General features: G+C 68.0%; 19 protein-coding genes. 6 read left to right on the forward strand and 13 right to left on the reverse strand.

What is annotated here, in order from left to right; all coding sequences use genetic code 11:
* The first annotated feature begins 99 nt into the window (after positions 1–99).
* The gene (locus VIK36_RS03215; RefSeq protein WP_324644036.1) at positions 100–1611 is read left to right on the forward strand and encodes a helix-turn-helix domain-containing protein; all 1512 of its coding nucleotides are present in this window, start codon (positions 100–102) and stop codon (positions 1609–1611) included.
* 202 nt (positions 1612–1813) lie between these two features.
* Here VIK36_RS03215 and VIK36_RS03220 read toward each other — a convergent pair whose 3' ends face one another.
* Genes VIK36_RS03220 through VIK36_RS03230 form a run of 3 tightly spaced genes read right to left on the reverse strand, consistent with a single transcriptional unit; the run spans position 1814 to position 4936 of the window.
* On the reverse strand, positions 1814–2824 hold the full coding sequence (locus tag VIK36_RS03220) for a TAXI family TRAP transporter solute-binding subunit (RefSeq protein ID WP_324644037.1): 1011 nt from the start codon (positions 2822–2824) through the stop codon (positions 1814–1816).
* Entirely contained in the window at positions 2817–4268 is a 1452-nt protein-coding gene (locus VIK36_RS03225; protein ID WP_324644038.1) for a HAMP domain-containing sensor histidine kinase, read from the reverse strand. The genes VIK36_RS03220 and VIK36_RS03225 overlap by 8 nt, the downstream gene beginning before the upstream one ends.
* Complete coding sequence (locus tag VIK36_RS03230) at positions 4265–4936, reverse strand: response regulator transcription factor (RefSeq protein WP_324644039.1); 672 nt, start codon at positions 4934–4936, stop codon at positions 4265–4267. The genes VIK36_RS03225 and VIK36_RS03230 overlap by 4 nt, the downstream gene beginning before the upstream one ends.
* 238 nt (positions 4937–5174) lie before the next feature.
* On the opposite strand from VIK36_RS03230, the gene VIK36_RS03235 reads away from it, so the two are divergent.
* Positions 5175–6569, forward strand: a complete 1395-nt coding sequence (locus VIK36_RS03235; RefSeq protein ID WP_255174351.1) for an MFS transporter — start codon at positions 5175–5177, stop codon at positions 6567–6569.
* Between the two features lie 97 nt (positions 6570–6666).
* On the opposite strand, the gene VIK36_RS03240 is transcribed toward VIK36_RS03235, so the two are convergent.
* Positions 6667–6981, reverse strand: a complete 315-nt coding sequence (locus tag VIK36_RS03240) for a hypothetical protein (protein WP_324644040.1) — start codon at positions 6979–6981, stop codon at positions 6667–6669.
* Between the two features lie 98 nt (positions 6982–7079).
* Between VIK36_RS03240 and VIK36_RS03245 the strand changes: the two genes are divergently transcribed.
* Both VIK36_RS03245 and VIK36_RS03250 read left to right on the forward strand, forming a co-directional pair.
* Entirely contained in the window at positions 7080–7703 is a 624-nt protein-coding gene (locus tag VIK36_RS03245) for a TetR/AcrR family transcriptional regulator (RefSeq protein WP_255174353.1), read from the forward strand.
* A gap of 84 nt (positions 7704–7787) precedes the next feature.
* Entirely contained in the window at positions 7788–9536 is a 1749-nt protein-coding gene (locus tag VIK36_RS03250) for a pyruvate dehydrogenase (RefSeq protein WP_255174354.1), read from the forward strand.
* Positions 9537–9673: 137 nt separating this feature from the next.
* Here the strand turns inward: VIK36_RS03250 and VIK36_RS03255 are convergent, their stop codons facing one another.
* The 8 genes from VIK36_RS03255 to VIK36_RS03290 form a co-directional block, all read right to left on the reverse strand.
* On the reverse strand, positions 9674–10531 hold the full coding sequence (locus VIK36_RS03255; protein ID WP_324644041.1) for a hydroxymethylpyrimidine/phosphomethylpyrimidine kinase: 858 nt from the start codon (positions 10529–10531) through the stop codon (positions 9674–9676).
* A 135-nt stretch (positions 10532–10666) separates the two neighbouring features.
* Complete coding sequence (locus tag VIK36_RS03260) at positions 10667–11605, reverse strand: hypothetical protein (protein ID WP_324644042.1); 939 nt, start codon at positions 11603–11605, stop codon at positions 10667–10669.
* 156 nt (positions 11606–11761) lie between these two features.
* Complete coding sequence (locus VIK36_RS03265) at positions 11762–12511, reverse strand: dienelactone hydrolase family protein (protein ID WP_255174357.1); 750 nt, start codon at positions 12509–12511, stop codon at positions 11762–11764.
* A 35-nt stretch (positions 12512–12546) separates the two neighbouring features.
* The gene (gene tgt, locus VIK36_RS03270) at positions 12547–13833 is read right to left on the reverse strand and encodes a tRNA guanosine(34) transglycosylase Tgt (RefSeq protein WP_255174358.1); all 1287 of its coding nucleotides are present in this window, start codon (positions 13831–13833) and stop codon (positions 12547–12549) included.
* A 39-nt stretch (positions 13834–13872) separates the two neighbouring features.
* Positions 13873–14601, reverse strand: coding sequence for an SRPBCC family protein (locus VIK36_RS03275; protein ID WP_255174359.1), 729 nt, complete (start codon positions 14599–14601; stop codon positions 13873–13875).
* 117 nt (positions 14602–14718) lie between these two features.
* Positions 14719–15750, reverse strand: coding sequence for a DUF6707 family protein (locus tag VIK36_RS03280; RefSeq protein ID WP_324644043.1), 1032 nt, complete (start codon positions 15748–15750; stop codon positions 14719–14721).
* 88 nt (positions 15751–15838) lie between these two features.
* Positions 15839–16378, reverse strand: a complete 540-nt coding sequence (locus tag VIK36_RS03285) for an NUDIX hydrolase family protein (RefSeq protein WP_255174360.1) — start codon at positions 16376–16378, stop codon at positions 15839–15841.
* Positions 16379–16387: 9 nt separating this feature from the next.
* Positions 16388–17146 carry a VOC family protein gene (locus VIK36_RS03290; protein ID WP_324644044.1) on the reverse strand — a complete coding sequence of 253 codons (759 nt, stop codon included), beginning with the start codon at positions 17144–17146 and terminating at the stop codon, positions 16388–16390.
* Positions 17147–17251: 105 nt separating this feature from the next.
* Between VIK36_RS03290 and VIK36_RS03295 the strand changes: the two genes are divergently transcribed.
* Entirely contained in the window at positions 17252–17854 is a 603-nt protein-coding gene (locus VIK36_RS03295; protein ID WP_255174362.1) for a YdeI/OmpD-associated family protein, read from the forward strand.
* Positions 17855–17986: 132 nt separating this feature from the next.
* Positions 17987–19654 carry a glycoside hydrolase family 32 protein gene (locus VIK36_RS03300; protein WP_324644045.1) on the forward strand — a complete coding sequence of 556 codons (1668 nt, stop codon included), beginning with the start codon at positions 17987–17989 and terminating at the stop codon, positions 19652–19654.
* Here the strand turns inward: VIK36_RS03300 and VIK36_RS03305 are convergent.
* Positions 19651–20943: a glycoside hydrolase family 76 protein gene (locus VIK36_RS03305; RefSeq protein ID WP_255174364.1), complete on the reverse strand. Its 1293-nt coding sequence runs from the start codon at positions 20941–20943 to the stop codon at positions 19651–19653. The genes VIK36_RS03300 and VIK36_RS03305 overlap by 4 nt on opposite strands.
* Between the last annotated feature and the right edge of the window lie 115 nt (positions 20944–21058).

Genomic DNA, 21058 nt, shown 5'->3' on the forward strand with positions numbered 1-21058 from the left:
TTGAGGTTCCCACCGGCTTATCCGGTGCGGTGTTTCTTTCCGTGACAACCACTTTTCAGCACTTTCAACCCCCTTTCTAGATAAAAAGTATGGAAAGAAATGCACTTCTTCACGTATTCTTCAGAAATGTCGCCTTCAAGCTGGAACAGGGACGTTTCCCAGCCACCGTCAGCCGCCGCAGCGGAACTGGACGTCATCGCGCTGGGCCGCCGCGTCCGCCATCTCCGCAAACAAGCCGGGCTCACGCTCGATGACCTGAGCGCCGCCGTCGGCACCGCTCCCAGCCAGCTAAGCCTGATTGAAAACGGCAAACGCGAGCCCAAACTGACGCTGCTCCAGCACCTCGCGGGCGCACTGAACGTCAGCATCGACCAGCTGCTTGGGGCCGAGCCGCCCAGCCGCCGGGCCGCCCTCGAAATCGAGCTGGAGCGCTACCAGCGCGGGCCGCTGTACGAATCGCTGAACCTGCCCAAAATCCGCATCAGTTCGCGGCTTCCAGTGGACGTGCTCGAGGCCCAGGTGGGGCTGCTGCACGAGCTGGAACGGAAGATGAACGAGCAGGTGGCCACCCCGGAGGAAGCCCGGCGCGCCAACGGCGAGCTGCGGGCCATGATGCGGGAGCGCGGCAACTATTTCCCGGAGTACGAGGCAGAGGCACAGAAGGTCCTCAAGGAGGTGGGTTACACCACCGGCCCACTCAGCCAGCACGTCATCGCGGACATCGCCGAGCACCTCGGTTTCACCCTGCACCACGTGGGGGATTTGCCGCATTCCACCCGCTCCGTGACGGACTTGAAGAACCGCAAAATTTACCTGACGCAGAGCCAGCGGCAGGACCACGACCCCCGCTCGGTGCTGCTGCAGGCCCTGGGCCACTACGTCCTGGGCCATGAAACCCCCAAGAACTACGGTGACTTCCTGGCCCAGCGGGTGGCCACCAACTATTTCGCCGCCGCCCTGCTCCTGCCCGAGCAGGCCACCGTCGAATTTCTGCAGAAAGCCAAAGCGGCCAAGGAAATCGCGGTGGAGGACATCCGGGACGCCTTCGCCGTGTCCTATGAGACCGCGGCGCACCGCTTCACCAACCTGGCCACCAAGCACCTGGGCATCACCACGCACTTCCAGAAGACGCACCAGAGCGGCATCATCTACAAGGCGTACGAGAATGACGGCGTGAACTTCCCCCAGGACCACACCGGAGCCATCGAGGGCCAGCCGTCGTGCAAGGCCTGGACCTCCCGGGCCGTGTTCGATGTGCCGGACAAGTTCAGTGCCTACAGCCAGTACACCGATACGCCGTCCGGCACGTACTGGTGCACCGCCCGCACCGAGCGGTCCGCCAGCGGCGAGTTCTCGCTCAGCATTGGCGTGCCGTACCAGCACGTGAAGTGGTTCCGCGGGCGGGAGACCACCGCCCGGGCCAGGTCCAACTGTCCGGATCCCAATTGCTGCAAGCGGCCGCCTGCCGAACTGACCAACCAGTGGGCCGGGAACGCCTGGCCGTCCGCCCGGGCCCACTCGCACCTGCTGGCCGCGATGCCTCCGGGAGCCTTCCCCGGCGTGGATGAGACCGAGGTGTACAGCTTCCTGCAGGCGCACTCCGGCTCCTAGGAACGCCCCATCAGCTCCCGCCGGTTTCCTCCGGACGCCCCATCACTTCCGGCCGGTTTTCTCTGGACGCCCCATCACTTCCGGCCGGTTTCCTCTGGACGCCCCACCACTTTCCTGACGAAAGTGATGGGGCGTTTGGCTTTGTGCCGCCAAAGGTGATGGGGCGTTTGGGTTCAAGCGGCAAATGGTGATGGGGCGTTGGTCAGCCGTGCAGCGTTCGATACGCTGCCGCGGCGGCGGGGTGCAGCGGGATCCCGGCGGTGTTGATGAGGCTCTCCGCGCTGAGGAACTGCACTCCCAGGGTGGACTGGGGGATGAGTTCGCCGGCGTTGTGCACCAGCAGCTGGACGGTGTGCTCCACGGTGTCGCTGTCCAGGTCCCTGCGGCAGAGCAGCAGGTTGGGAGCACCCACCGTCCACACCGCCGGAATGCCGGGATAGCTGCCTTCCGGTATCAGGACCCGGTCGTACATCCCGCCGTACCTCCGCCGCAGTTCCGGCAGCAGCGCGGACAAATCCAGCAGTCCGAGCGCCACGTCCTGCTGCGCGGTGGCGATGGCCGCAGTGGGCACGCCACCGGACCAGAACAGGGCATCCACGGTCCCCGCCTTGAGTGCCGCGATGCCGTCATTCAGGCCAAGATGTTCGACGGCGGCAGTTCCGGCGGAGGGTGCCGAGGCATCCGCGGAGGTGCCCAGGCCCGCTGCTTCGAGCAGCCGGGGAGTGGTAAGCGAGGTGCCCGACCCCGGCTGGCCCACGGCAACCCGCCGCCCCGCCAGCCCGGAAATTTCCCGGATCCCGCTGTCCTTCCGTACCACGCAGTGGACGTAGTTTTCGTAAACCTTCCCGATGGCGGCGATCTCAGCTCCGTCCCCGCCCGCCTGGCCGGCGGCATCGGCCAGGGCCACGGCAAAGTCCGCCCGGCCCGCCCGCAGTTCCGCGATGTTGTCCAGGCTTCCGCCGGTGGCCACGGCCCGGGCATGGCCGGCTACGCCGTGCCGTTCAAGCGCCGCGGCCAGCAGCGTCGAGAACTCGAGGTAGAAGCCGCCCGGTTCGCCGCCGGCCACCACCAGGTTCTCCGGCCGGTCGCCTCCGGTGCACGCGCTGAGGGCAGGCGGCAGGCAGGCTGCGAGTCCGACGGCGAAGGCCCACTTAAGCACGGACCGTCGCGGCGGCAGGGAGACAGGGCGGCCCGGGGCAAGCGGTTCACGCATTGGCATCACCACTCCTGGTGCCCGGAAGCACCTGATCAGAAGCTGGAGCGGGAAACTCGAGCCGGGCCACGAGCCCATGCGGGGCCGCTTCGCCCAGCACCAGGCGCCCACCGTTGGCCGCGGCAAGCTGGCCCACGATCGTCATGCCCAGCCCGGTTCCCGGAACCGACGAATGCTGCGGGGACCGCCAGAATCTGGTGGCAGCCGCGGCCCGCTCCGGGGCAGGAAGCCCTGGACCGTCGTCGGAAATCTCCACCACCACCGCGCCGCCCTCCAGCTGGGCCGCGGCCGTCACGGTGGCACCGGGGGCGTACTTGATGGCGTTGTTGAGGAGCTCGGCCGCCATCTGGGCCAGCTCCGCCGGGTGGCAGGCAACCAGTGCCGGCGGCTGCGGCGCCGGAGCAAGGACCAGCCTGCAGCCTGCCTGTTCTGCCAGCGGTGCTGCCCGCTCGATTTCACCCTGGAGGACCGGGAAAGGGTCCACCGGATCCGGCGCAGGGAGGCTTTGCAGGCTGCCGGCAGCCCGGAGGTACCCCTCGGATGCACGGTGCTCTGCGGCGGCGAGTTTCAGGACCCCGTCCAGGATCTCCTCAACCCGCTCCAACTCCGCCATGGCCCGTTCGGCGGCGTCGTGTTCACGGGCCGTCTTCAGTTCCAGCTGCAGCAGGTCCAGCCGAAGCCGAAGCGCCCCCACCGGGTTGCGCAGCTGGTGCGACGTGTCCGCAATCAGCTGCCGCTGCGCTGCCATGCTGGCGCTCACGGTCCGGGCCATCACGGTGAAGGACCGGCTCAGTTCCCGCAGCTCGGGCGGCCCGTCCTCCGGAAGGCGTCCCGCGCGGCCGGTACTTTCCAGTTCGTGCACCGCCGAGTTCAGCCGTTGGACGGGCCGGAGGACCCATCCGGTGACCCGGGCCGCGCCCAGCAGGAGCACGGCGGCAAGGGCAAGCGCCGCCACCCCCACCGCGAGCCACCGTTCCCGGAGCTTCTGCTGCGCGGTGCCGGCGTCCACGTCCAGCACCACGGCGCCCAGGACCTGGCTGGCGCTGCCGAAGGGCCGGAAGATCACCCGGGAGCCGGAACCGAAAGGTTCCAGTGGTTCCAGGGCGGTGTTGCTGACGTTCAACCGTGCCAGGGACAGCGCTTCCTGCACGTCGGACCGCCCGGCATCAAGATTCCCGGACTGAAGGGTGGCCTGCTGGACACGCACCACGATCCCTTCCCCGTACAGCCCGGAGTACGTGTCCATCTCCCGCTGCAGCCGTGCCGTGTCCCCGTCGGCGGAGGCATCGAACGCAACCTGGGCGAGCCGGTTCAGGGACGCCGCACGGTTGATCTGCAGCTCCTGGGTCAGCTCGCGGGAAGCTGAGGTGAGGATGGTGCCCGAGATCAGGAAGACCACCACCAGGCAGAGCACGCTGAGGACGCCCAGCACCCGCAGCCTCATCCGGAAGCCGCCTCCACCCGGTACCCCACACCACGGACGTTGATGATGAAGCCGGGTTTCTGCAGTTTTGCCCGCAGCCCGGTGAGGTGGACGTCCAGGGACCGGGAGGAAGCCAGGAAGGCGTCGCCCCACAGCGCGTCAAGGATTTGTTCCCGGGTGACCACCGAGCCGGCATGGCGTGCCAGCAGCGCGAGGAGTTCGAACTCCGTGGCGGTCAGGGCGAGCGGCGAACCGGCTTTGGAAGCAGTGCGGCGGTTCAGATCGATCGCCAGGTCATCCAGCACGATGACGTGCTCCTGCGGGGTGCCGCCGCCGCGGCCGGCCCGCCGCGTCACCGCTTCGATCCGGGCCAGCAGCTCCACCAGCTTGACGGGTTTGACCAGGTAGTCGTCCGCGCCGGAACGCAGCCCGAGCACCACGCTGCGTTCGTCGTCCCGGGCGGTCAGGATCAGGATGGGGACATCGGTGACCTGGCGCAGTTTGCGCAGCACCTCCAGCCCGTCCATGTCCGGCAGGCCAAGGTCCAGGAGGATCACCTGGAAGTTCCGGTGGGACAGCAGCGCATCAGCGCCCCGCGACAGCCGCTGCGGGTGGTGTCCGGCGCTTTCGACGGCGGCGGTGAGGGCACCGGCCATGGCGTCGTCGTCCTCGACGATCAGCACGTCCATTGCCATCTTCCTTGCGTTGTGCGGTCTCCCGGATCATCCCCCGCATTTGGAGACTACCGCGTGCTGAAGGGTTTTGCCCGACGGCGGCCGGCAGCCGGGCGGGACCGGCGGCGCAGGCAAAACCTAAGGAAGTGTTAGGAAATGCCCCGCCACGTTGGCTGTGCGGTGGATCACCCATACCGTGGATGAGGCCCTCCGGCGTTGGAGGACGCACGTCACCACAAGGAGGAACTCACCGATGAGCACCCAACAAACCGCGCCCCTGACGGAGGCCGCCCAGACCCGGCGGGCCGTGGGCAACATCCTGAAGGGTTCCGCCGGCAACCTGGTGGAGTGGTACGACCTCTACGTCTACACCGTTTTCGCCGCCTACTTCCAGTCGCACTTCTTCAATTCCAAGGACGACCTGCAGGCGGGCCTTGAGGCCATGGCCGTCTTCTCGACGTCGTTCCTCATGCGTCCCATCGGTGCCTGGTTCTTCGGCCGCTACGCCGACCGCAAGGGGCGCAAGGCCGCGTTGACGCTGAGCGTGACCCTGATGTCCGCAGGCTCCTTCGCAATCGCCATCCTGCCCACACAGCAGCAAATTGGGCTGTGGGCCATGATCCTGCTGGTGCTGGTCCGCGTCATCCAGGGCTTCTCCGTTGGTGGCGAGTACGGCACCAGCGCAACCTACATGTCCGAGGCCGCAACCTCCAAGCGCCGCGGCTTCTTCTCCAGCTTCCAGTACGTCACCCTGATCGGCGGCCAGATGCTCGCCCTGTTGGTCCTGGTGATCCTGCAGAACGTCATGCCCAAGGGCGACCTGGGTGAGTGGGGCTGGCGCATCCCGTTCGCCATCGGCGGCGTAGCTGCCCTGGTGGTGCTGTGGCTCCGCCGCTCCATGGAGGAGACCGTTTCCGCCGAGCAGATCGAGGCCGCGAAGACTCCCGCGGTTGCCGGACAGGCCCAGCCGGGCACCATGAAGCTGCTGTTCACGAGCTACTGGAAGCCGCTGCTGGTCTGCATCGGCATCACCCTTGGCGGCACCGTGGCGTTCTACACCTACACCAACTTCATCCTGAAGTTCATGAACGATACCTCCGGCATCGCCAAGACCGACACCTCCGTGATCAACTTCTGGGCCCTGTTCATCTTCATGCTGCTCCAGCCCGTCTACGGCATCATCTCGGACAAGGTTGGCCGCAAGCCGCTGCTGCTCTGGTTCGGCATCACCGGCGTCCTCTTCACCTGGCCGCTGCTCTCCACCCTGGCCGGCACCAAGGACCCATTCACCGCGTTCCTGCTCATGATGGGTGGCCTGGTGATTGTCGGCGGCTACACCTCGATCAATGCCCTGGTGAAGGCCGAACTGTTCCCCGCCTCCATCCGCGCGCTCGGCGTGGGCCTGGGCTATGCAATCGCCAACTCGCTGTTCGGCGGCACCGTGCCCCTGATCGGCGCGGCCTTCCAGAAGGCGGAGCGGGAGGACCTGTTCTTCACCTACGTGACCATCGCCATCGCCATCTCGCTGGTGGTCTACATCTTCGCCCTGAAGAACAAGAAGGCCACGCACCTGGACGACGAACAGGGCCACGCCTGGGAGCAGGCGCCGCAGGGTGGCGGCAAGGACAAGGACGCGCTCGGCGTTTAGCGCCGGAGACACCAAAGTACCTGATCCGTAAGGAGGCGTACGACGGCGGCTGCCGGGCCGCCGTCGTACGCCTCCTTTTTGCGCTGCGGGGGGAGTCCTAGCGGCGGATGCTCCGCCTGGCGGCCAGGGCGCCGTGAAGGGCGAACAGGCGCGGGAGCACGAGATAGACCGCGGTGGGAACCACCACCATAGTCAATCCCATGGCGCGGAAGATGGGGTGCCACGTTTCCATGAGGGGAGCGGCCGCCATCATGCCGATGGCCACAAGCGGAAAAATTGCCAGCCAAGTGATGGCCGCGCGGACATGGATGGACGGCGGGCCGGCGACCGCTACAGGCGCTGCAGCCTGGACGCCGGTGGACGGCGCGGGCTCGGCAGTGGAGGGGGAAGCGGGTGATGAAAGCGTGGCCATGAAAATCTCCAACTAGTTGGTTGCTTTTGCTTGCATCGACAATAAGTGTGCCCGGACGCAATTGCAACTACCTGGTTGGAATTGCGTAGACTTGTGTCATGGCATGGAACACGGAGCGGACCAAGGAGTTGCTGCTGGCGGCTGCAACGGAGGAGTTCAGCGTCAAGGGCCTGGCCGGCGCGCGGGTGGACCGGATCGCAACGGCCGCCGGCGTGAACAAGGAACGCATCTACCAGTACTTCGGCAAGAAGGATGAGCTGTTCGACGCCGTCCTGGCTGCCGAAATGGTCCGGGTAATGACCGAGGTGCCCATCACCGGCAGCGGACCGAAGGCGTTCGGTGACTACGCCGGCCGCCTCTTCGACCGGCACACCACTGATGGGGTCCTGCCCAGGCTCCTGTTTTGGGAAGGCCTGGAGCGGGGCGGGGAAACTGTCAGCCGCGCCACCCGGTCCGACCACTGCGCCGTCAAGGTGGGCCAGGTGCTGGACGTCCTGCCCGGGATCGACCGGACTGACGCCGCGGACCTGCTGATCACCGTCATCACCCTTTGCGACGGCTGGCCCGTCCTGCCCCAGATCGACACGCTCCTGGCGGGCAGCAGTGCGGACCGGACCACCCGTCGTCGGGCGTTCATTGTGCGGACCGCAACCCTGCTCGCTGAAGCCCTCGCCGCCGAGGTGCGGGCGGCACCCGAAGCTGCCCTGGACCACGCGGGCTAGCAGGCCTGCCAGGGAAGCCGGCCGGGTGGGCGGACTATATTGGGCCATGTCAGCACACCACCACCATCGCGGGAGTCTGCACCCATGGCCAAGGAACTTGCCACCCAGCTCATCGAACAACTCCAGGCTGCCGGCGTGCAGCGGATCTACGGGATTGTGGGCGACAGCCTCAACCCGATCGTGGACGCCGTCCGCCAGACCGGCGGCTCCGCGAAGGGCGGCATTGACTGGATCCACGTCCGCCACGAGGAAGCCGCCGCCTTTGCCGCCGCAGCCGAAGCCCAGCTCACCGGCAAGCTTGCCGTGTGCGCGGGTTCCTGCGGCCCCGGAAACCTGCACCTGATCAACGGCCTGTATGACGCCAACCGCTCCGGCGCGCCGGTGCTGGCCATCGCCTCCCACATTCCCAGCAAGCAGATCGGCAGCAGCTTCTTCCAGGAGACCCACCCGGACCGTCTGTTCAACGAATGCTCGGTGTACTCGGAACTGGTCAGCACCGCAGAGCAGGCTCCCCGGGTGATGCACAGCGCCATCCAGCACGCGCTGGGGCTTGGGGGAGTGGCCGTCGTGACCCTGCCGGGCGACATCGCCGGGCTGGAGGCTGCCGGCCCCACCCCGCTGCCTGCCACCTTCCGGCCCGCCAGCCTGGTCCCGGACCCTGCCAGCGTCCAAGCCCTCGCGGACGCTATCAACGACGCCGGCAAGGTGGCCATCTTCGCCGGCGCCGGCGTGGAAGGGGCACACAGCGAGCTGATGGCGCTCGCCGACCTGGCCAAGGCGCCGGTGGGGCACTCGCTGCGCGGCAAGGACTTCGTCCAGTACGACAACCCGTTCGATATCGGTATGACCGGGTTGCTGGGCTACGGGGCCGCGGCCGAAGGCATTGAGGACGCCGACCTGCTGATCCTCCTGGGCACGGACTTCCCGTATGACCAGTTCCTGCCGGACACCCGCACCGCGCAGGTGGACCGGGTGGCCCACCGGCTGGGCCGCCGGACCGACGTCGACATTGCCGTCCACGGCGACGTGCTGCCCACCCTGCGCGCGCTCCTGCCGCTGGTGAAGGCGAAGAAGAGCCGCCGGTTCCTGGACCAGATGCTCAAAAAGCACGACCGGCTGATGAACAAGGCCGTGGGCGCGTACACCCGGAAGGTGGAGAAGAAGCAGCCCATCCACCCCGAGTACGCGGCATCGCTGCTGGACCAGGTGGCCGCAGAGGACGCCATCTTCACCGCGGACACGGGCATGTGTAATGTCTGGACCGCGCGGTACATCAACCCGCTGGGCACCCGCCGGCTGATCGGGTCCTTCCTGCACGGCTCCATGGCCAACGCCCTGCCGCACGCCATCGGCGCCCAGTTGGCGTACCCCGGGCGGCAGGTCATCTCGGTGTCCGGCGACGGCGGGCTGTCCATGCTGCTGGGCGAGCTCATCACCGCCGCCGCCTACCAATTGCCGGTGAACGTGGTGGTGTTCAACAACTCCACCCTGGGCATGGTCAAGCTTGAGATGCTGGTGGACGGACTGCCCGATTTCGGCGTGGATGTCCCCGACGCCAACTATGCGGCCGTGGCACAGGCCCTGGGCTTCCACGCGGTGCGGGTCACGGATCCGGCGCAGATCGAGGCAGCGTACCGGGAAGCGTTCGCGCACCCCGGCCCGTCACTGGTGGAGCTCATCACCGACCCCAAGGCGCTGTCCATTCCGCCGAAGATCTCCGGCTCCCAGGTGATCGGATTCGCCACGGCCATGTCCAAGGTGGTCCTGAACCGCGGGGCGGGCGAGGCCGTGAGCATGGCACGCAGCAACCTGCGCAACATCCCGCGGCGCTGACCGGGTCCAGACCCGCCATCAGATCCTGCCCTTAAATCCGGAACGCGTCTGCATAAAGTGCAGACGCGTTCCGGGTTTTCCTGCGAAAAGTGATGGGGCGTTTGGGGTTAGGCGTCGAAAAGCGATGGGGCGTTTGGTCAGCGGGCGCCGCCCTGCCACAGGGCATCGAACGGGGCGCCGGAGGCAAGGCGGTTGCGGATGCCGGCGGTGACGAAGTCCTTGGCGGTCCGGGCGGCCTCCAGCGGGCTGGCACCCTTGGCCAGTTCTGCCGTCACGGCCGCGGCGAGCGAGCAGCCGGCGCCGGAGACGGCCACCTCGCCCACCTTCGGGGCGCTCAGGACTTCCAGGGTCTCACCGTCGTAGAAGACGTCGACGGCGTCCGGGCCTTCCAGCCGCACCCCGCCCTTGGCCAGCACTGCAGCGCCGCTGAGCTCATGAATGCGGACGGCAGCGGCTTTGAGGGACTCAACGTCAGTGATCTCGAGGCCGGACAGGGACTCCGCCTCAAAGTGGTTGGGCGTAACGAACGTGGCCAGCGGCAGGATCTGCGCCTTCAGGGCCTGGTCCGTGTCCAGCGCGTGGCCCGGCTCCTGGCCCTTGCAGATCAGCACCGGGTCCAGCACCACATTGGTGAAGCTGTTCTCCTGCAGGGCACCGGCCACCGTGTTGATCGTCGCCGGGCTGCCCAGCATGCCGATCTTCACCGTGTCCAAAGCCGAAGGGGCGCCCGACGCCGGACCATAAGCCGCCGTCGTTGCCTCCAGCTGGTCTGCGATCACCTGCTGGTCCACCGGCACGAAGCGGTGGTTCCAGCTGTCCTTCGGGTCGAAGGACACGATGCAGGTGAGGTTTGCGATGCCGAAGACGCCCAGTTCCTGGAAGGTCTTCAGGTCAGCCTGCGCGCCGGCACCGCCGGTGGCTTCTGACCCGGCGATGGTGAGGACAACGGCGGGACTTGCGGCGGGCAGCGTTGCGTCAGGGGTAGCGGAAGTCATGCACCCATCCTGCCACCCGGCGTCGGACGCCTGCCAAACCGGTGCCCCAAGTCCCCACACGCCGGAAAGGTGCCGGATCGCCGGAAAAACCGGCGATCCGGCACCTTTCCGGCGATTTGGCGCTCCGGCGGCTGGCTAGCCCTGGAGCACAGTGAGGATACGGGCTTTGAACTCATGCTCCCGGAAAAGATCGGCCCAGGTCACTCGGACAAAGGTCCAACCATTTTCGGTGAGGGCCTTCTCGCGCTGCCGTTCCCGAAACAGCACCTCAGGCGTAGGCCTGTAGTCGAAGTACTTCGTTTTCCCGTCGAATTCGAGGGCCACCTTCTTTTCCTTCCAGGCGAAATCCAGCCGATACCGGCCAGCACGGGTAGCCACCGCGACCTGGGGCTCCGGCAGGGGAAGTTTCAGCCGTATCAGGAGTTCACGCGTGAGAGTCTCACCGGCCGACTCCGAGCGCGGATCTGCGTAGGCGAGCGCCAGGCGGAGAGTCCGGATCCCGCGGCGCTCCTGCAGGCCGTCAGCCATCGTTTCCATGAGGAACTTGTCAGCACCGAGCCGCAGGGCGTGATCCATCAGCACCAGCGCCTGCCGGTAGCCCAGCATCATGGCGCAATCCACTGCCGTGCGTTCGAGCGAGGTCACCCGGAGGCCGCCGAGAGTCACCACCTCCGGCGCAGTCCACGCTCGGGTATGGCCGCGGACATCCTTGCCGAGCCGTTCGCTGGAAGGGTTTCCCGGCAGCAGGAGGTGGATCAGGTCATCAACATCCCATAGATACAACCCGTGCAGCCGGGCCGCCGAGGTGTGGCTGTAAACGTAGCCGCCGGCCGAAGTGGTCAGCGTCCCGTGCGCATGGGCGCGAATCAGCTGCCTGCTGCGGACGGGGCGTGCCTGCTTCTCCCACAGCTCGGCGCGGATGTAGCAGCCGTGGCGGAGGCGGACCAGCTGCCCGTGGAGGATCAAGGCCTTGATAGCCCGGGAATTGAGGCCCTTCTCCTGCAGTTGCCCCGTTCGCCACAGGTTGCCGGTGCCCGGAAGCGCGGGGAGCGGGACTGGCCGTTGCGGTGTCATCCCGACAGCATCCGGCCGGTGCGTCAGCTCCGGAAGGCGCCGCCGTCGTCATGTGGAAAACGTCCCGAGTCCGGGGACCGCCGGAACCCGCCCGGATCGCCGCAACTTTCCGGCGATCAGGCAGGTTTCCGGCGAGTTCGACGGCGGCCGGCCGGGTCAGGCCTTCAGCGTCCCGTCCAGCAGGGCCCGCAGCTCCCGGAAGTGCCGCTCCGTGGCTTCCGGGTGGAACGCCGAGGTGTCCGCCATGGTGTAGCCGTGCGGCGCCCCTTCGTAAATCTCGTTGGATGCCTCAAGTCCTGCGTCCTTGAGCGCTTCGCCGAGGCGGGCGACGGCCTCGGGGGCCATGCTCCGGTCGTGGTCTGCGTGGCCGAAGACGAACCGCGCCCGCGCGTTGCCAAGCCCCAGGTGCGGGCTGTCCTGTTCCTCCGTCGCCAGTCCGCCACCGTGGAAGCCGCCACACGCTGCCACCAGGCCCGGGTGTGAGGTGGCGGTGCGGACCGCGAGCCGGGCACCCATGCAGTAGCCGGTGGTGCCGATGGGGCCCGGCGCCACGCCGTCGAGAGCTGCCAGCGCGGAAACCCAGGCATCAATGTCCGGCAGGGCCTTGTCCGGGGTCAGCCGCCCAACCCGGGGGAAAGCAGCCTTGCCGGCGGCTTCCCGGCCCTCCTCGGTGGACATGTCACCACCCGGGGCCAATTCGGCGGCCGTTCCTTCACGGTAGAAAACGTTGGGTGCCAGCACCACGTAACCCCAGTCGGCGATGCGCTGGGCCATCTCCTGGATGCGCGGGCGCAGGCCGAACGCGTCCATGTACAGGATGACGCCGGGAAACGGGCCGGTCCCGGTGGACGGGCGGGCGACAATGGCTTCGGCAGGGCCTGCTGCGGCCTGGATCTCGATGAGCATTTGGTCAGGATAGCGGAGCCACCCGGGAGCCACGCTCAGGAGTAGTACCGGCCCAGGGTTTCGGCCTTGAAATCGAAGAAGGTGCCGGACTCGATGGCCAGCCGGGCGTCGTCCACCATCTTCACCACGAACCGCTCGTTGTGGATGGAGATGAGGGTGGCGGACAGCATTTCCTTGGCCTTGAACAGGTGGTGGATGTAGGCCCGCGAATAGTTGGCGCAGGCGTAGCAGTCGCAGCCCTCCTGCAGCGGCCCAAAATCACGCTTGTACTTGGCGCCGGAAAGATTGAACCGGCCCTCCGGTGTGTAGAACGCGGAGTTGCGGGCCACCCTGGTGGGGGAGACGCAGTCAAAGGTATCCGCCCCGTTTTCGATGGCCGTGAAGACGTCATCCGGCTCGGAAATACCCAGCAGGTGCCGCGGCTTGTCCTCCGGCAGTTCCTCGTTGCACCAGCGCACGATGGTCCCCAGGTTTTCCTTCTCCAGCGCCCCGCCGATGCCGAACCCGTCGAACGGCATGGCGCCAAGGTCGCGGCAGGCCTTCCGGCGCAGGTCTTCATACTGGGCGCCCTGGATCACGCCGAAAAGCGCCTGGTAGGGCTTGGCGGCCCGTTCCTCCGTCAGGCGGAAGTGTTCCTCGATGCACCGCTCCGCCCACAGCCGGGTGCGTTCCAGTGATTCCTCCTGGTACCGCCGGGAGTTCTGCAGGGTGGTCAGCTCGTCGAACGCGAACATGATGTCCGCGCCGATCTGGTGCTGGACCTGCATGGAGATCTCGGGGGAGAAGCGGTGCCGGTCGCCGTTCAGGTGGGACTTGAACCAGACGCCGTCGTCGTCAATATGGGCGAGGCGTTCCTTGCCCGGGGCCACGGCGTCATCCGGTCCGGAGGCGTCCACGGATTTCATATCGATGACCTTCTTGAACCCCGAGCCGAGGCTCATCACCTGGAATCCGCCGGAGTCGGTGAAGGTGGGGCCGGACCAGTTCATGAAGGCACCCAGGCCGCCGGCCGCGTCCAGGATGTCCGGGCCCGGCTGCAGGTACAGGTGGTAGGCGTTGGCCAGCAGCGCCTGGGCGCCCAGGTCCGCCATGGACTCCGGCAGCACGGCCTTCACGGTGGCTTTGGTCCCGACGGCGATGAAGGCCGGCGTCTGGATGTCACCGTGCGGGGTGGTGATGGTGCCGGTGCGGCCCAGGAATTCCCCGTCGTTTTCTGCTGCCTGAGCCGCCGACGGCGGGCAGGAGTCCGCCAGGCGGGTGCCGACCGTGAAGGAGAACTGTGATCGGGTTTCAGGCAGGGCGAAGGCGGGGTTGGCTGGCACCGTACCAGTGTGCCAGCAAACCGCCCGGCCCCAGTAAACTCAGCTGGCTGGTTCCGAGGCCGGGTAGTTCTCGGACCGCCAGGAATCCCAGGATTGCCGGATGGCGTCGAAGGCGCCGGCGCCAAGGTCGTACGTGGAAGCGATGACCAGCGAGCCGTCCCCCTCCGCGCGGACGTCCTTGATGGCTGGATGGTCCGCCACCACCAGCAGTCCTTCGCCGTGTTCGGCGTAGCTGTGCACCGTGAGCCCCAACTGGTGGCTGGTCCGGTACCAGACCTTGCCGCTGATGTCCTCGCCGGTGCCGAGCGTCAATTGGTATGGCTCGCCCGGCGCCGGAAGGTCGGAGAGCCCCAGCTTCTCAATGGCGGAGGCTTTGCCCTCGGTCAGGTGCAGGAACAGGGTGTGCCGTTTGCCGTGCGGGTGGCGTTCCAGGGCGAAGCGGAGCTGCTGCAGGAAGGTCAGCCAGCCCTGCGTGATGTCCTCGTCCCAGGCAGCCCATTCGGAGTCATGGTCCACGGCGGCGCGGGTGACGCTGACCCGGGTTCCACCGGCTTCCGGGTGGAGCTCGAACGTGTCCCCGCCGTGCACGGTGAGGCTGGTGTGGTCCGGTGCTTCCTGCACGTCGCCGGAGAAGTAGATCTCCTTGATCTCGGACTCGAGGTCCTCGGCCTGCCAGCCATGCCACTGGGCCACCTTGGACGGTTCACGCAGCATGGTCCAGACCTGCGGCGCGTCGGCGTTGATCACTACGCTGAGATTGTTGGTCATAGCCCCGAATGTACGCCCCGGACATAGCCTCGGGTAGGGGCAATTTCCCATTGCCGGAAGACGCCGGGAAGGCGCCGGGAAGACGCCCGGGAGACGTCCGCAGGACGCCCCCGCGGGTCAGGAGCGGACAGCCTCCAGCTCGTTGCTGATGCGCCGTTCCAGTTCGGACGTCCCGATGGTTTCCGAGCCGCCGTGCGCCCGCAGGAACAGCAGGGATTCCAGCCGCAGCAGCCGCCATTCGCGCTCGGCGTCGTGGTTGGAGTTGTCGATGGAGCGGAAGATTTCCTTGTCGTACAGGTTGGGCTCGTTGAGCGAGCGCTGCCGCACCTTGGCTGCCATGCGCGCCTTAAACGGGTCCGTTTCCTGGTTTTCCGGGGTGCGGATCAGCTTTTCGTAGACTTCCGCGCGCTCATTTTGGCCGTCCTGGCGGCAGATGTAGCTGGCCAGTGCCAGCGCCGCCTCCACCGAGGTCCACCGGCCCGGGTTTCCGTCATAGGGCAGCACGGTGATCAGGTCCGCCACCGACAGTGCGCCATCCGCGTCCTTGAGCGTGATGAACAGTTCGTGCGCCAGGTCGCTGAGGTCCTTCAGGCAGCTTCCGGACTTGAAGTTGACGCCCTTGGAGAGCCTGTCGGCCAGGAGCAGGACGCCCTCCGCATCCGGGTGCGCCTCCGCGGCGGCCTCCACCACCGATTCGGGAGTGCCGGCCGGCGCCGGGATGAGTGCCAGTTCCTCCTCGCTGGGCCCGGTCGCTGCAGGCGGCGCCGGCGGGAGGGGAGGGACGACGACGGCGGGCGCCACATTGAGGGGACCCGTCCCGGCGCCGGGCTGCTCCTGCGCGCCGTGCCGGGGCGTCAGGGTTTCCGCCGGTGGTGCGGCCTCCGGAAGGTCCGCCGGCAGCGGAAGCTGGGTGACGTCGTCGTGCGCTCCGTCCACCACCGTGACCATGGTGCCGATGGCCACCCGCAGTGTTCCGCCGCCGGAAAGGCTGGCCAGTACCAGTGCGGGGGAGCCAAAGTCGTCGTGCTCAAGCTCCACCTGGTCGATTTCGGCAGTGCGCCGGCCGTCGGGGAGGAGGATGTGGCTGCCGGTGGTCAGAGATCCAGCCTGCTGTTCACGGTGGTGCCTGGCGGCTGGTGATTCGGTCATGGGAGTCCTTAAGTTCTCTTGCGGTCCGCCCTACAGTCTACAAAGGCGGGCACTCAAAACCGGGGACCCCCACGTCCCGGCGGGGTGGTCAGAAGCCCACGCCTGCAAACGCCAGGGCCTGCCGGATCAGGCCGCCGCGGCCGCCGGCAAACTCCATCTGGACGCCCGGGCTGAGGACTTCCTCCGGCGTCATCCAGGTCAGTTCCAGGGCGTCCTGGCGGGGCTCGCACTCGCCCGTAACCGGGATGACGTACGCCAGGGACACGGCGTGTTGCCGCTCGTCGGTGAATCCTGTCTGGGACGGTGCCGGGAAGTATTCGGCCACCGTGAACGGCACGGGGCTCAGCGGCAGCTGCGGGAACGCCAGGGGGCCCAGGTCCTTTTCCATGTGCCGCAGGAGGGCGGCGCGGATGGTTTCGCGGTAGATGACGCGCCCGGACACCAGGGAACGCACCATGGTTCCGTCCGCGTCCGCCTGCAGCAGCGTGCCCACTTCGTTGACGTAGCCAAGCGGGTCCAGGCGGACCGGTACTGCCTCGACGTACACCATGGGCAGCCGCCCCCGCGCCTCAAAGAGGTCTTCTTCAGAGAGCCAGCCGGGATTCGGGTCAGGTGTGCGCACGTTCATGCTTAAGTTCTACCCCATGGGGCGCCGCTGGGAGATCCACACCGTGGCGGGCGCGTTGGGGTTGCCGGCATCCGGATTGGCTACGTGGAGGGTGCTTCCAAAAGCCTCCTCGGTCAGGCTGGCGGTGAGGCCCGCGGCGGTGAGGCGCTCCTGCAACGGTTCCAGCCCGCCGTCGTACTCGAACCCCAAACCTGACCTGGACGGTCCGGCGGCCGGCCGCACCAGCAGGACGCCACCGTTTTTGGCAGTGAAGTCCGCCGTTTCGTCATTGTCCGGGACAGGGCGGGGGCGGGCACCGGCATGCAGCAGCGTGCGGACGGCCCCCTCCGGGTCCGCGGTGTACCAGACCGCCACGACGGCCAGGGCGGCATCGGCGTCGGCGCACTGGGCGAAGTGGGCGGCCTTGTCTGCCAGGAAGCTGAACCCGTCAGGGGCGCTGATCCTGCAGGCTTCGCCGTGATCGGCGGTGACCAGCTCCGCCGGCGGCGGTCCTTCCTCCCGTGCCCCCTCTTCCTGCGCTTTCTCCTCCTCTGCGGACAGGTTGGTGCGGCGCGCGAATTCGGCCACGTCACCCACCTCGACCGCAAGCACCGTCCGGCCGTCCTGGCCTGACCCCGCCTCCGCGGAGTGGAGCGCCACGCGGCCCGACGCCGAATCAAAGACCTGCCACCCGCCGTCGTCCTCTGTCTGCACCATCCCCAGGGCGGTGAGGAGCTGCTTCCAGGACTCGGTGCGGGAGGTGAAATGGACGGGGCGGACTCGGAGCATGGCGTTGTCCTCAGGTGGCGGATGGATCTGTAGGGCCATGATGCCACGCGAAACTGCTCTGCACACGGGGCTTGTGGCACGGGATTCCACGGGCAGAATTAGGCCATGGCCAATGAGCTTGAGGAACTGCTGCTCCCCGATGCCGCTGCCTGGCGCGCCTGGCTTGAGGCGAACCACAGCACCAGCCCGGGCGTGTGGCTGGTCCTTTCCAAGAAAGGCGGGACAGCTACCGGACTGGACTATCCAGGCGCTTTGGACGAGGCCCTGTGTTTTGGCTGGATCGACGGCCAGGGCCGGCGCCGGGATGACCACAGCTCCCTGCAGCGGATGACGCCCCGGCGGCCCAGGAGCGTCTGGTCGGCGCGGAACGTGGGGCACATCGCGCGGCTGGAAGAGGCGGGCAAGATGACCGACGCCGGCAGGGCGGCGGTGGAGGCCGCCAAGGCCGACGGCCGCTGGGACGCGGCCTACGGCGGCCAGGCCGACGTCGAAGTTCCCGCAGACCTGGCAGCCGCCATCGCCGCCAACCCCGCCGCGCAGGCGATGTTCGACGTCCTGACGAAAACCAATCTGTTCTCCCTGGTGTACCGGACGAATTCGGCCAAGCAGGCGGCCACCCGGGAGCGCAGGATCGCGGGCTTCGTGGACATGCTGGCACGCGGCGAGACGCCGTATCCGCAGAAGAAGCGCCCCGCCGGGCAGGGTTAGCACCGGCTGTGTGACGCCCGGGATTCTGCTCCCGCCGGGCTGGCCGGTAAAATTGACGGTTCACTTGCGCTGGTGCCGTTCCCCGAACCCGGGGGACGGCACTTGTGCGTTCAGCGAGGGATAGACACCGCCATGCCCCCCAAAATTCCGGAAACCGTCCTTGCCGCCGTTCGGCGCCGCCCCGTCCTTTGGGCCCTGGCGGCCGTCGCGGTGCTGGTGCTGGCAGGACTGCTGGTTCCCGCCGGACTCGGCGGGACCGGTGACGGGCAGTCCGGCGACGGGCATGCCGGACCTGGGCCGTCCGAAACCGGGCAGGCGGGCGATCCGCCGGCAGCTGCCCCCGCGGACGATGCAGGCTACCGGCCCGCGTACCACCTCACCCCTGACCAGCACTGGATGAACGATCCGCAGCGGCCCTTCTTCCTCGATGGCCTGTGGCATTACTACTACCTCTACAACGCCGACCACCCGGCGGGGAACGGCACCGAGTGGTTCCACGCCACCAGCACGGACCTGGTGCACTGGAAGAACGAGGGGGTGGCCATTCCCAAGTTCCGCAACGGCCTGGGCGACATCGAGACCGGGTCCGCCGTGGTGGACACCGAGGGGACAGCCGGGTTCGGCAAGGGAGCCGTGATCGCCGTCCTCACCCAGCAGCACGACGGCGTCCAGCGCCAGTCCCTGTTCTACTCCACTGACAAGGGCTACAGCTTCCAAAGCTATGGGCAGAACCCGGTGATGGAAAACCCCGGCGCCGAGCACTGGCGGGACCCGCGGATCGTCCGCGACGAGGCCTCCAACCAATGGCTCATGCTGCTCGCGGAGGGCCACAAAATCGGCTTCTACACCTCCCGGGACCTCAAACAGTGGACCTACGTGTCCGGCTTCCAGCAGGAGGGGCTGGGAATCCTCGAGTGCCCGGACTTCTTCCAGATGGACGTGGACGGCGACCCGGCCAAACGGACGTGGGTTTTGGCTGCGGGCGCGAACGGTTCGGCGGAGGCCCGCACCACCGGCGTGGCCTACTGGACCGGCAGCTTCGACGGAAAAGCCTTCACCCCGGACGGTGGACACCAGTGGCTCGACGGCGGGCCGGACTTCTACGCGGCCGTCACCTGGGATGACCCCCGGCTGGATGACGCGCAGCGGAAAGAATCCCGGCATGCCATCGGCTGGATGAACAACTGGGCCTACGCCCGGCAGCTTCCCACAGAGGGCTGGTACGGGTCGGCATCGGTGGTGCGCGACATCCGCCTGGCGTCCAACGGCGGCCGGCCGGCCTTGGTGTCCGCGCCCACCGCCGCGCTCCAGTCGCTGGAAGGGGACCCGGTCCAGCTGCCCGGCGGCAGCATCGGGGGCGGGACGGCACTGCCGGTTCCGGACAGCGGCGCCTTCAAGGCCGACGTCGAGGTGGCCAAGCCCGCGGACGGGACCGGGGAGGCGCGGCTGCTGCTGCAAAGCGGAGGCGCAACCTATGCCACGGTGGGCTACGACTTCGCGGCCGGCCGGGTGTTCGTGGACCGCCACGGTGACGCGGCGGCCGATGCCAGCGCCCTCGCCGGAGACGCGGAGGCCCGCGCCGAATACCGGCAGGCGCGTTCGGTGGACGCGCGGCCCACCGGGGACACGGTCCGCCTCACCGTCTACGTGGACAGGTCCTCTGTGGAGGTCTTCGTTGACGGACAGGTCCTGACGTCCCTGGTGTTTCCGCCGGCGGGTCCCAGGGAAGTGCGGCTGGCGGCCGACGGTGCCGTGTCGCTCCGGCACGGCACCGTCACGCCGCTGGCCGGCATCCGCTAGGCGCGGGCGGCGGCCGTGACGGCCGCCGCGGCCTCCAGCGTCATCCACGCCTGGAGCTGGGTGGAAAGTTCGACGGCGGCGCCCGGCGGATACGTAGCAGCCGCCGGTTGGGCGGCGTGCAGTGAAAAGATGCTCTTGCCTTCCCGCCCGGGCCCCGCTTCACCTGGCCCCACGGGGCGCCGGCCGGACCAGAAAGCGTCAGCCGTTTCCGTCACCAGCCGCGCGGCCGTGGCGCGGGTGGCGTCGGGAAGCCGGCGGTCTGCTGCGGCGAGCGCCAGGTAACGGCAGAGGATCCCGGTGAAGAGGCCGCCGTCGCCCGTTCCCTCACAGCGCAGCACGGAACTACCGGAGCCGGTGCCGGGGCCCGGAGTGTCCGTCGGGACGGTGAGCAGCCGCTGTACCGCGTCCACCAGGACCGCGGCCCGCGCCAGGTTCGCCTCGCCCCCGAGCTCGAGGAGCGCGCCCAGCACCGGGCCCTGGTTGTACGTGTACACGGCCCGCTCCAGCACCACCTCTCCGGCGGGATTCAGGCGTGCACCGTCAAGGTAGAGGGCCTGGGCCGGGTCGAAGAGGGTGGCGTCCAGCCAGTCCAGCAGCGCCTGGGCCTTGGCCTGCTGGCCGGTGCGGGCATAGAACAGGGCCACCGGTGCCGTGGCGGGGGTGTTCTTGAAGTCCCGTTTCTTGCTCCAGAACGTCCCGCCGCCCAGGTCATCGGTGCACGCGGCGTCGAACTGCAGCGCCAGCGACGCGCGGACCACCGCGTTGCGGCGGCGGCCTGGACGCCGGGTCTCCTCAGCCAGGCTGTCCAGCCGGAGGGTTGCCAGGGCAAGCCACGCCATGTCGTCGTAGTAGCTGTTCACGAAGGTCAAGGCGTTGCGGAGCCTGATCCCGGTGACCAGCCGCGAGGCCAGGTGCCCCGCGCTGGGCCGGCCCGGGCCGTTGAACCGGGCCGCGGGGGTGGCTCCACCGCCAAGTTCCCGCCGCCCGGTGTCCACCAGGCAGTCAACGTAATGCGCCTGCCACCAGTAATGCCAGGGGAGGACCAGTCCCGCGGCGGGCCGTACCCGGCGGAGCGCGGCAAGCCACCGCGGCGCGGCCCGGCTGCCCGGCTCCTGCTCCGGCACCGACGGGCTGTCCGGCCGTGCCGGATGCCTGCCCTGCCACAGCACGGCGCCCAGGTGGGTTCCGGGCAGGAACAGCAGTTTCCGGCCGAACAGGGCGGTCACAGAACGGGCCGCGTGGTTCGCCCTGTCCTGCCAGGCGGTTGGGGAGGTGCTGCTGGACGTCATGCCGTCCACCCTATCCGGGGCGCCGGAGCCGGGAGGGCAGGGAACCCGGGGTGCGTGCGGCGGCGGCGGATTTCAGTTAACATGCATTAACTGTTGCTCGAGGCCGCGCCGCGGC

The organism is Pseudarthrobacter sp. LT1 (assembly GCF_035621795.1).
GTDB lineage: Bacteria > Actinomycetota > Actinomycetes > Actinomycetales > Micrococcaceae > Arthrobacter.

Excerpts from the sequence above, each read along its gene's own strand:
- VIK36_RS03235 (WP_255174351.1), top strand. The coding sequence starts at position 5,175 with ATGAGCACCCAACAAACCGCGCCCCTGACGGAGGCCGCCCAGACCCGG.
- VIK36_RS03240 (WP_324644040.1), bottom strand. The coding sequence starts at position 6,981 with ATGGCCACGCTTTCATCACCCGCTTCCCCCTCCACTGCCGAGCCCGCG.
- VIK36_RS03290 (WP_324644044.1), bottom strand. The coding sequence starts at position 17,146 with ATGCTCCGAGTCCGCCCCGTCCATTTCACCTCCCGCACCGAGTCCTGG.
- VIK36_RS03215 (WP_324644036.1), top strand. The coding sequence starts at position 100 with ATGCACTTCTTCACGTATTCTTCAGAAATGTCGCCTTCAAGCTGGAAC.
- VIK36_RS03225 (WP_324644038.1), bottom strand. The coding sequence starts at position 4,268 with ATGAGGCTGCGGGTGCTGGGCGTCCTCAGCGTGCTCTGCCTGGTGGTG.
- VIK36_RS03295 (WP_255174362.1), top strand. The coding sequence starts at position 17,252 with ATGGCCAATGAGCTTGAGGAACTGCTGCTCCCCGATGCCGCTGCCTGG.
- VIK36_RS03260 (WP_324644042.1), bottom strand. The coding sequence starts at position 11,605 with ATGACACCGCAACGGCCAGTCCCGCTCCCCGCGCTTCCGGGCACCGGC.
- VIK36_RS03230 (WP_324644039.1), bottom strand. The coding sequence starts at position 4,936 with ATGGACGTGCTGATCGTCGAGGACGACGACGCCATGGCCGGTGCCCTC.
- VIK36_RS03250 (WP_255174354.1), top strand. The coding sequence starts at position 7,788 with ATGGCCAAGGAACTTGCCACCCAGCTCATCGAACAACTCCAGGCTGCC.
- VIK36_RS03275 (WP_255174359.1), bottom strand. The coding sequence starts at position 14,601 with ATGACCAACAATCTCAGCGTAGTGATCAACGCCGACGCGCCGCAGGTC.
- VIK36_RS03220 (WP_324644037.1), bottom strand. The coding sequence starts at position 2,824 with ATGCGTGAACCGCTTGCCCCGGGCCGCCCTGTCTCCCTGCCGCCGCGA.
- VIK36_RS03265 (WP_255174357.1), bottom strand. The coding sequence starts at position 12,511 with ATGCTCATCGAGATCCAGGCCGCAGCAGGCCCTGCCGAAGCCATTGTC.
- VIK36_RS03300 (WP_324644045.1), top strand. The coding sequence starts at position 17,987 with ATGCCCCCCAAAATTCCGGAAACCGTCCTTGCCGCCGTTCGGCGCCGC.
- VIK36_RS03255 (WP_324644041.1), bottom strand. The coding sequence starts at position 10,531 with ATGACTTCCGCTACCCCTGACGCAACGCTGCCCGCCGCAAGTCCCGCC.
- VIK36_RS03305 (WP_255174364.1), bottom strand. The coding sequence starts at position 20,943 with ATGACGTCCAGCAGCACCTCCCCAACCGCCTGGCAGGACAGGGCGAAC.
- VIK36_RS03280 (WP_324644043.1), bottom strand. The coding sequence starts at position 15,750 with ATGACCGAATCACCAGCCGCCAGGCACCACCGTGAACAGCAGGCTGGA.
- VIK36_RS03285 (WP_255174360.1), bottom strand. The coding sequence starts at position 16,378 with ATGAACGTGCGCACACCTGACCCGAATCCCGGCTGGCTCTCTGAAGAA.
- VIK36_RS03245 (WP_255174353.1), top strand. The coding sequence starts at position 7,080 with ATGGCATGGAACACGGAGCGGACCAAGGAGTTGCTGCTGGCGGCTGCA.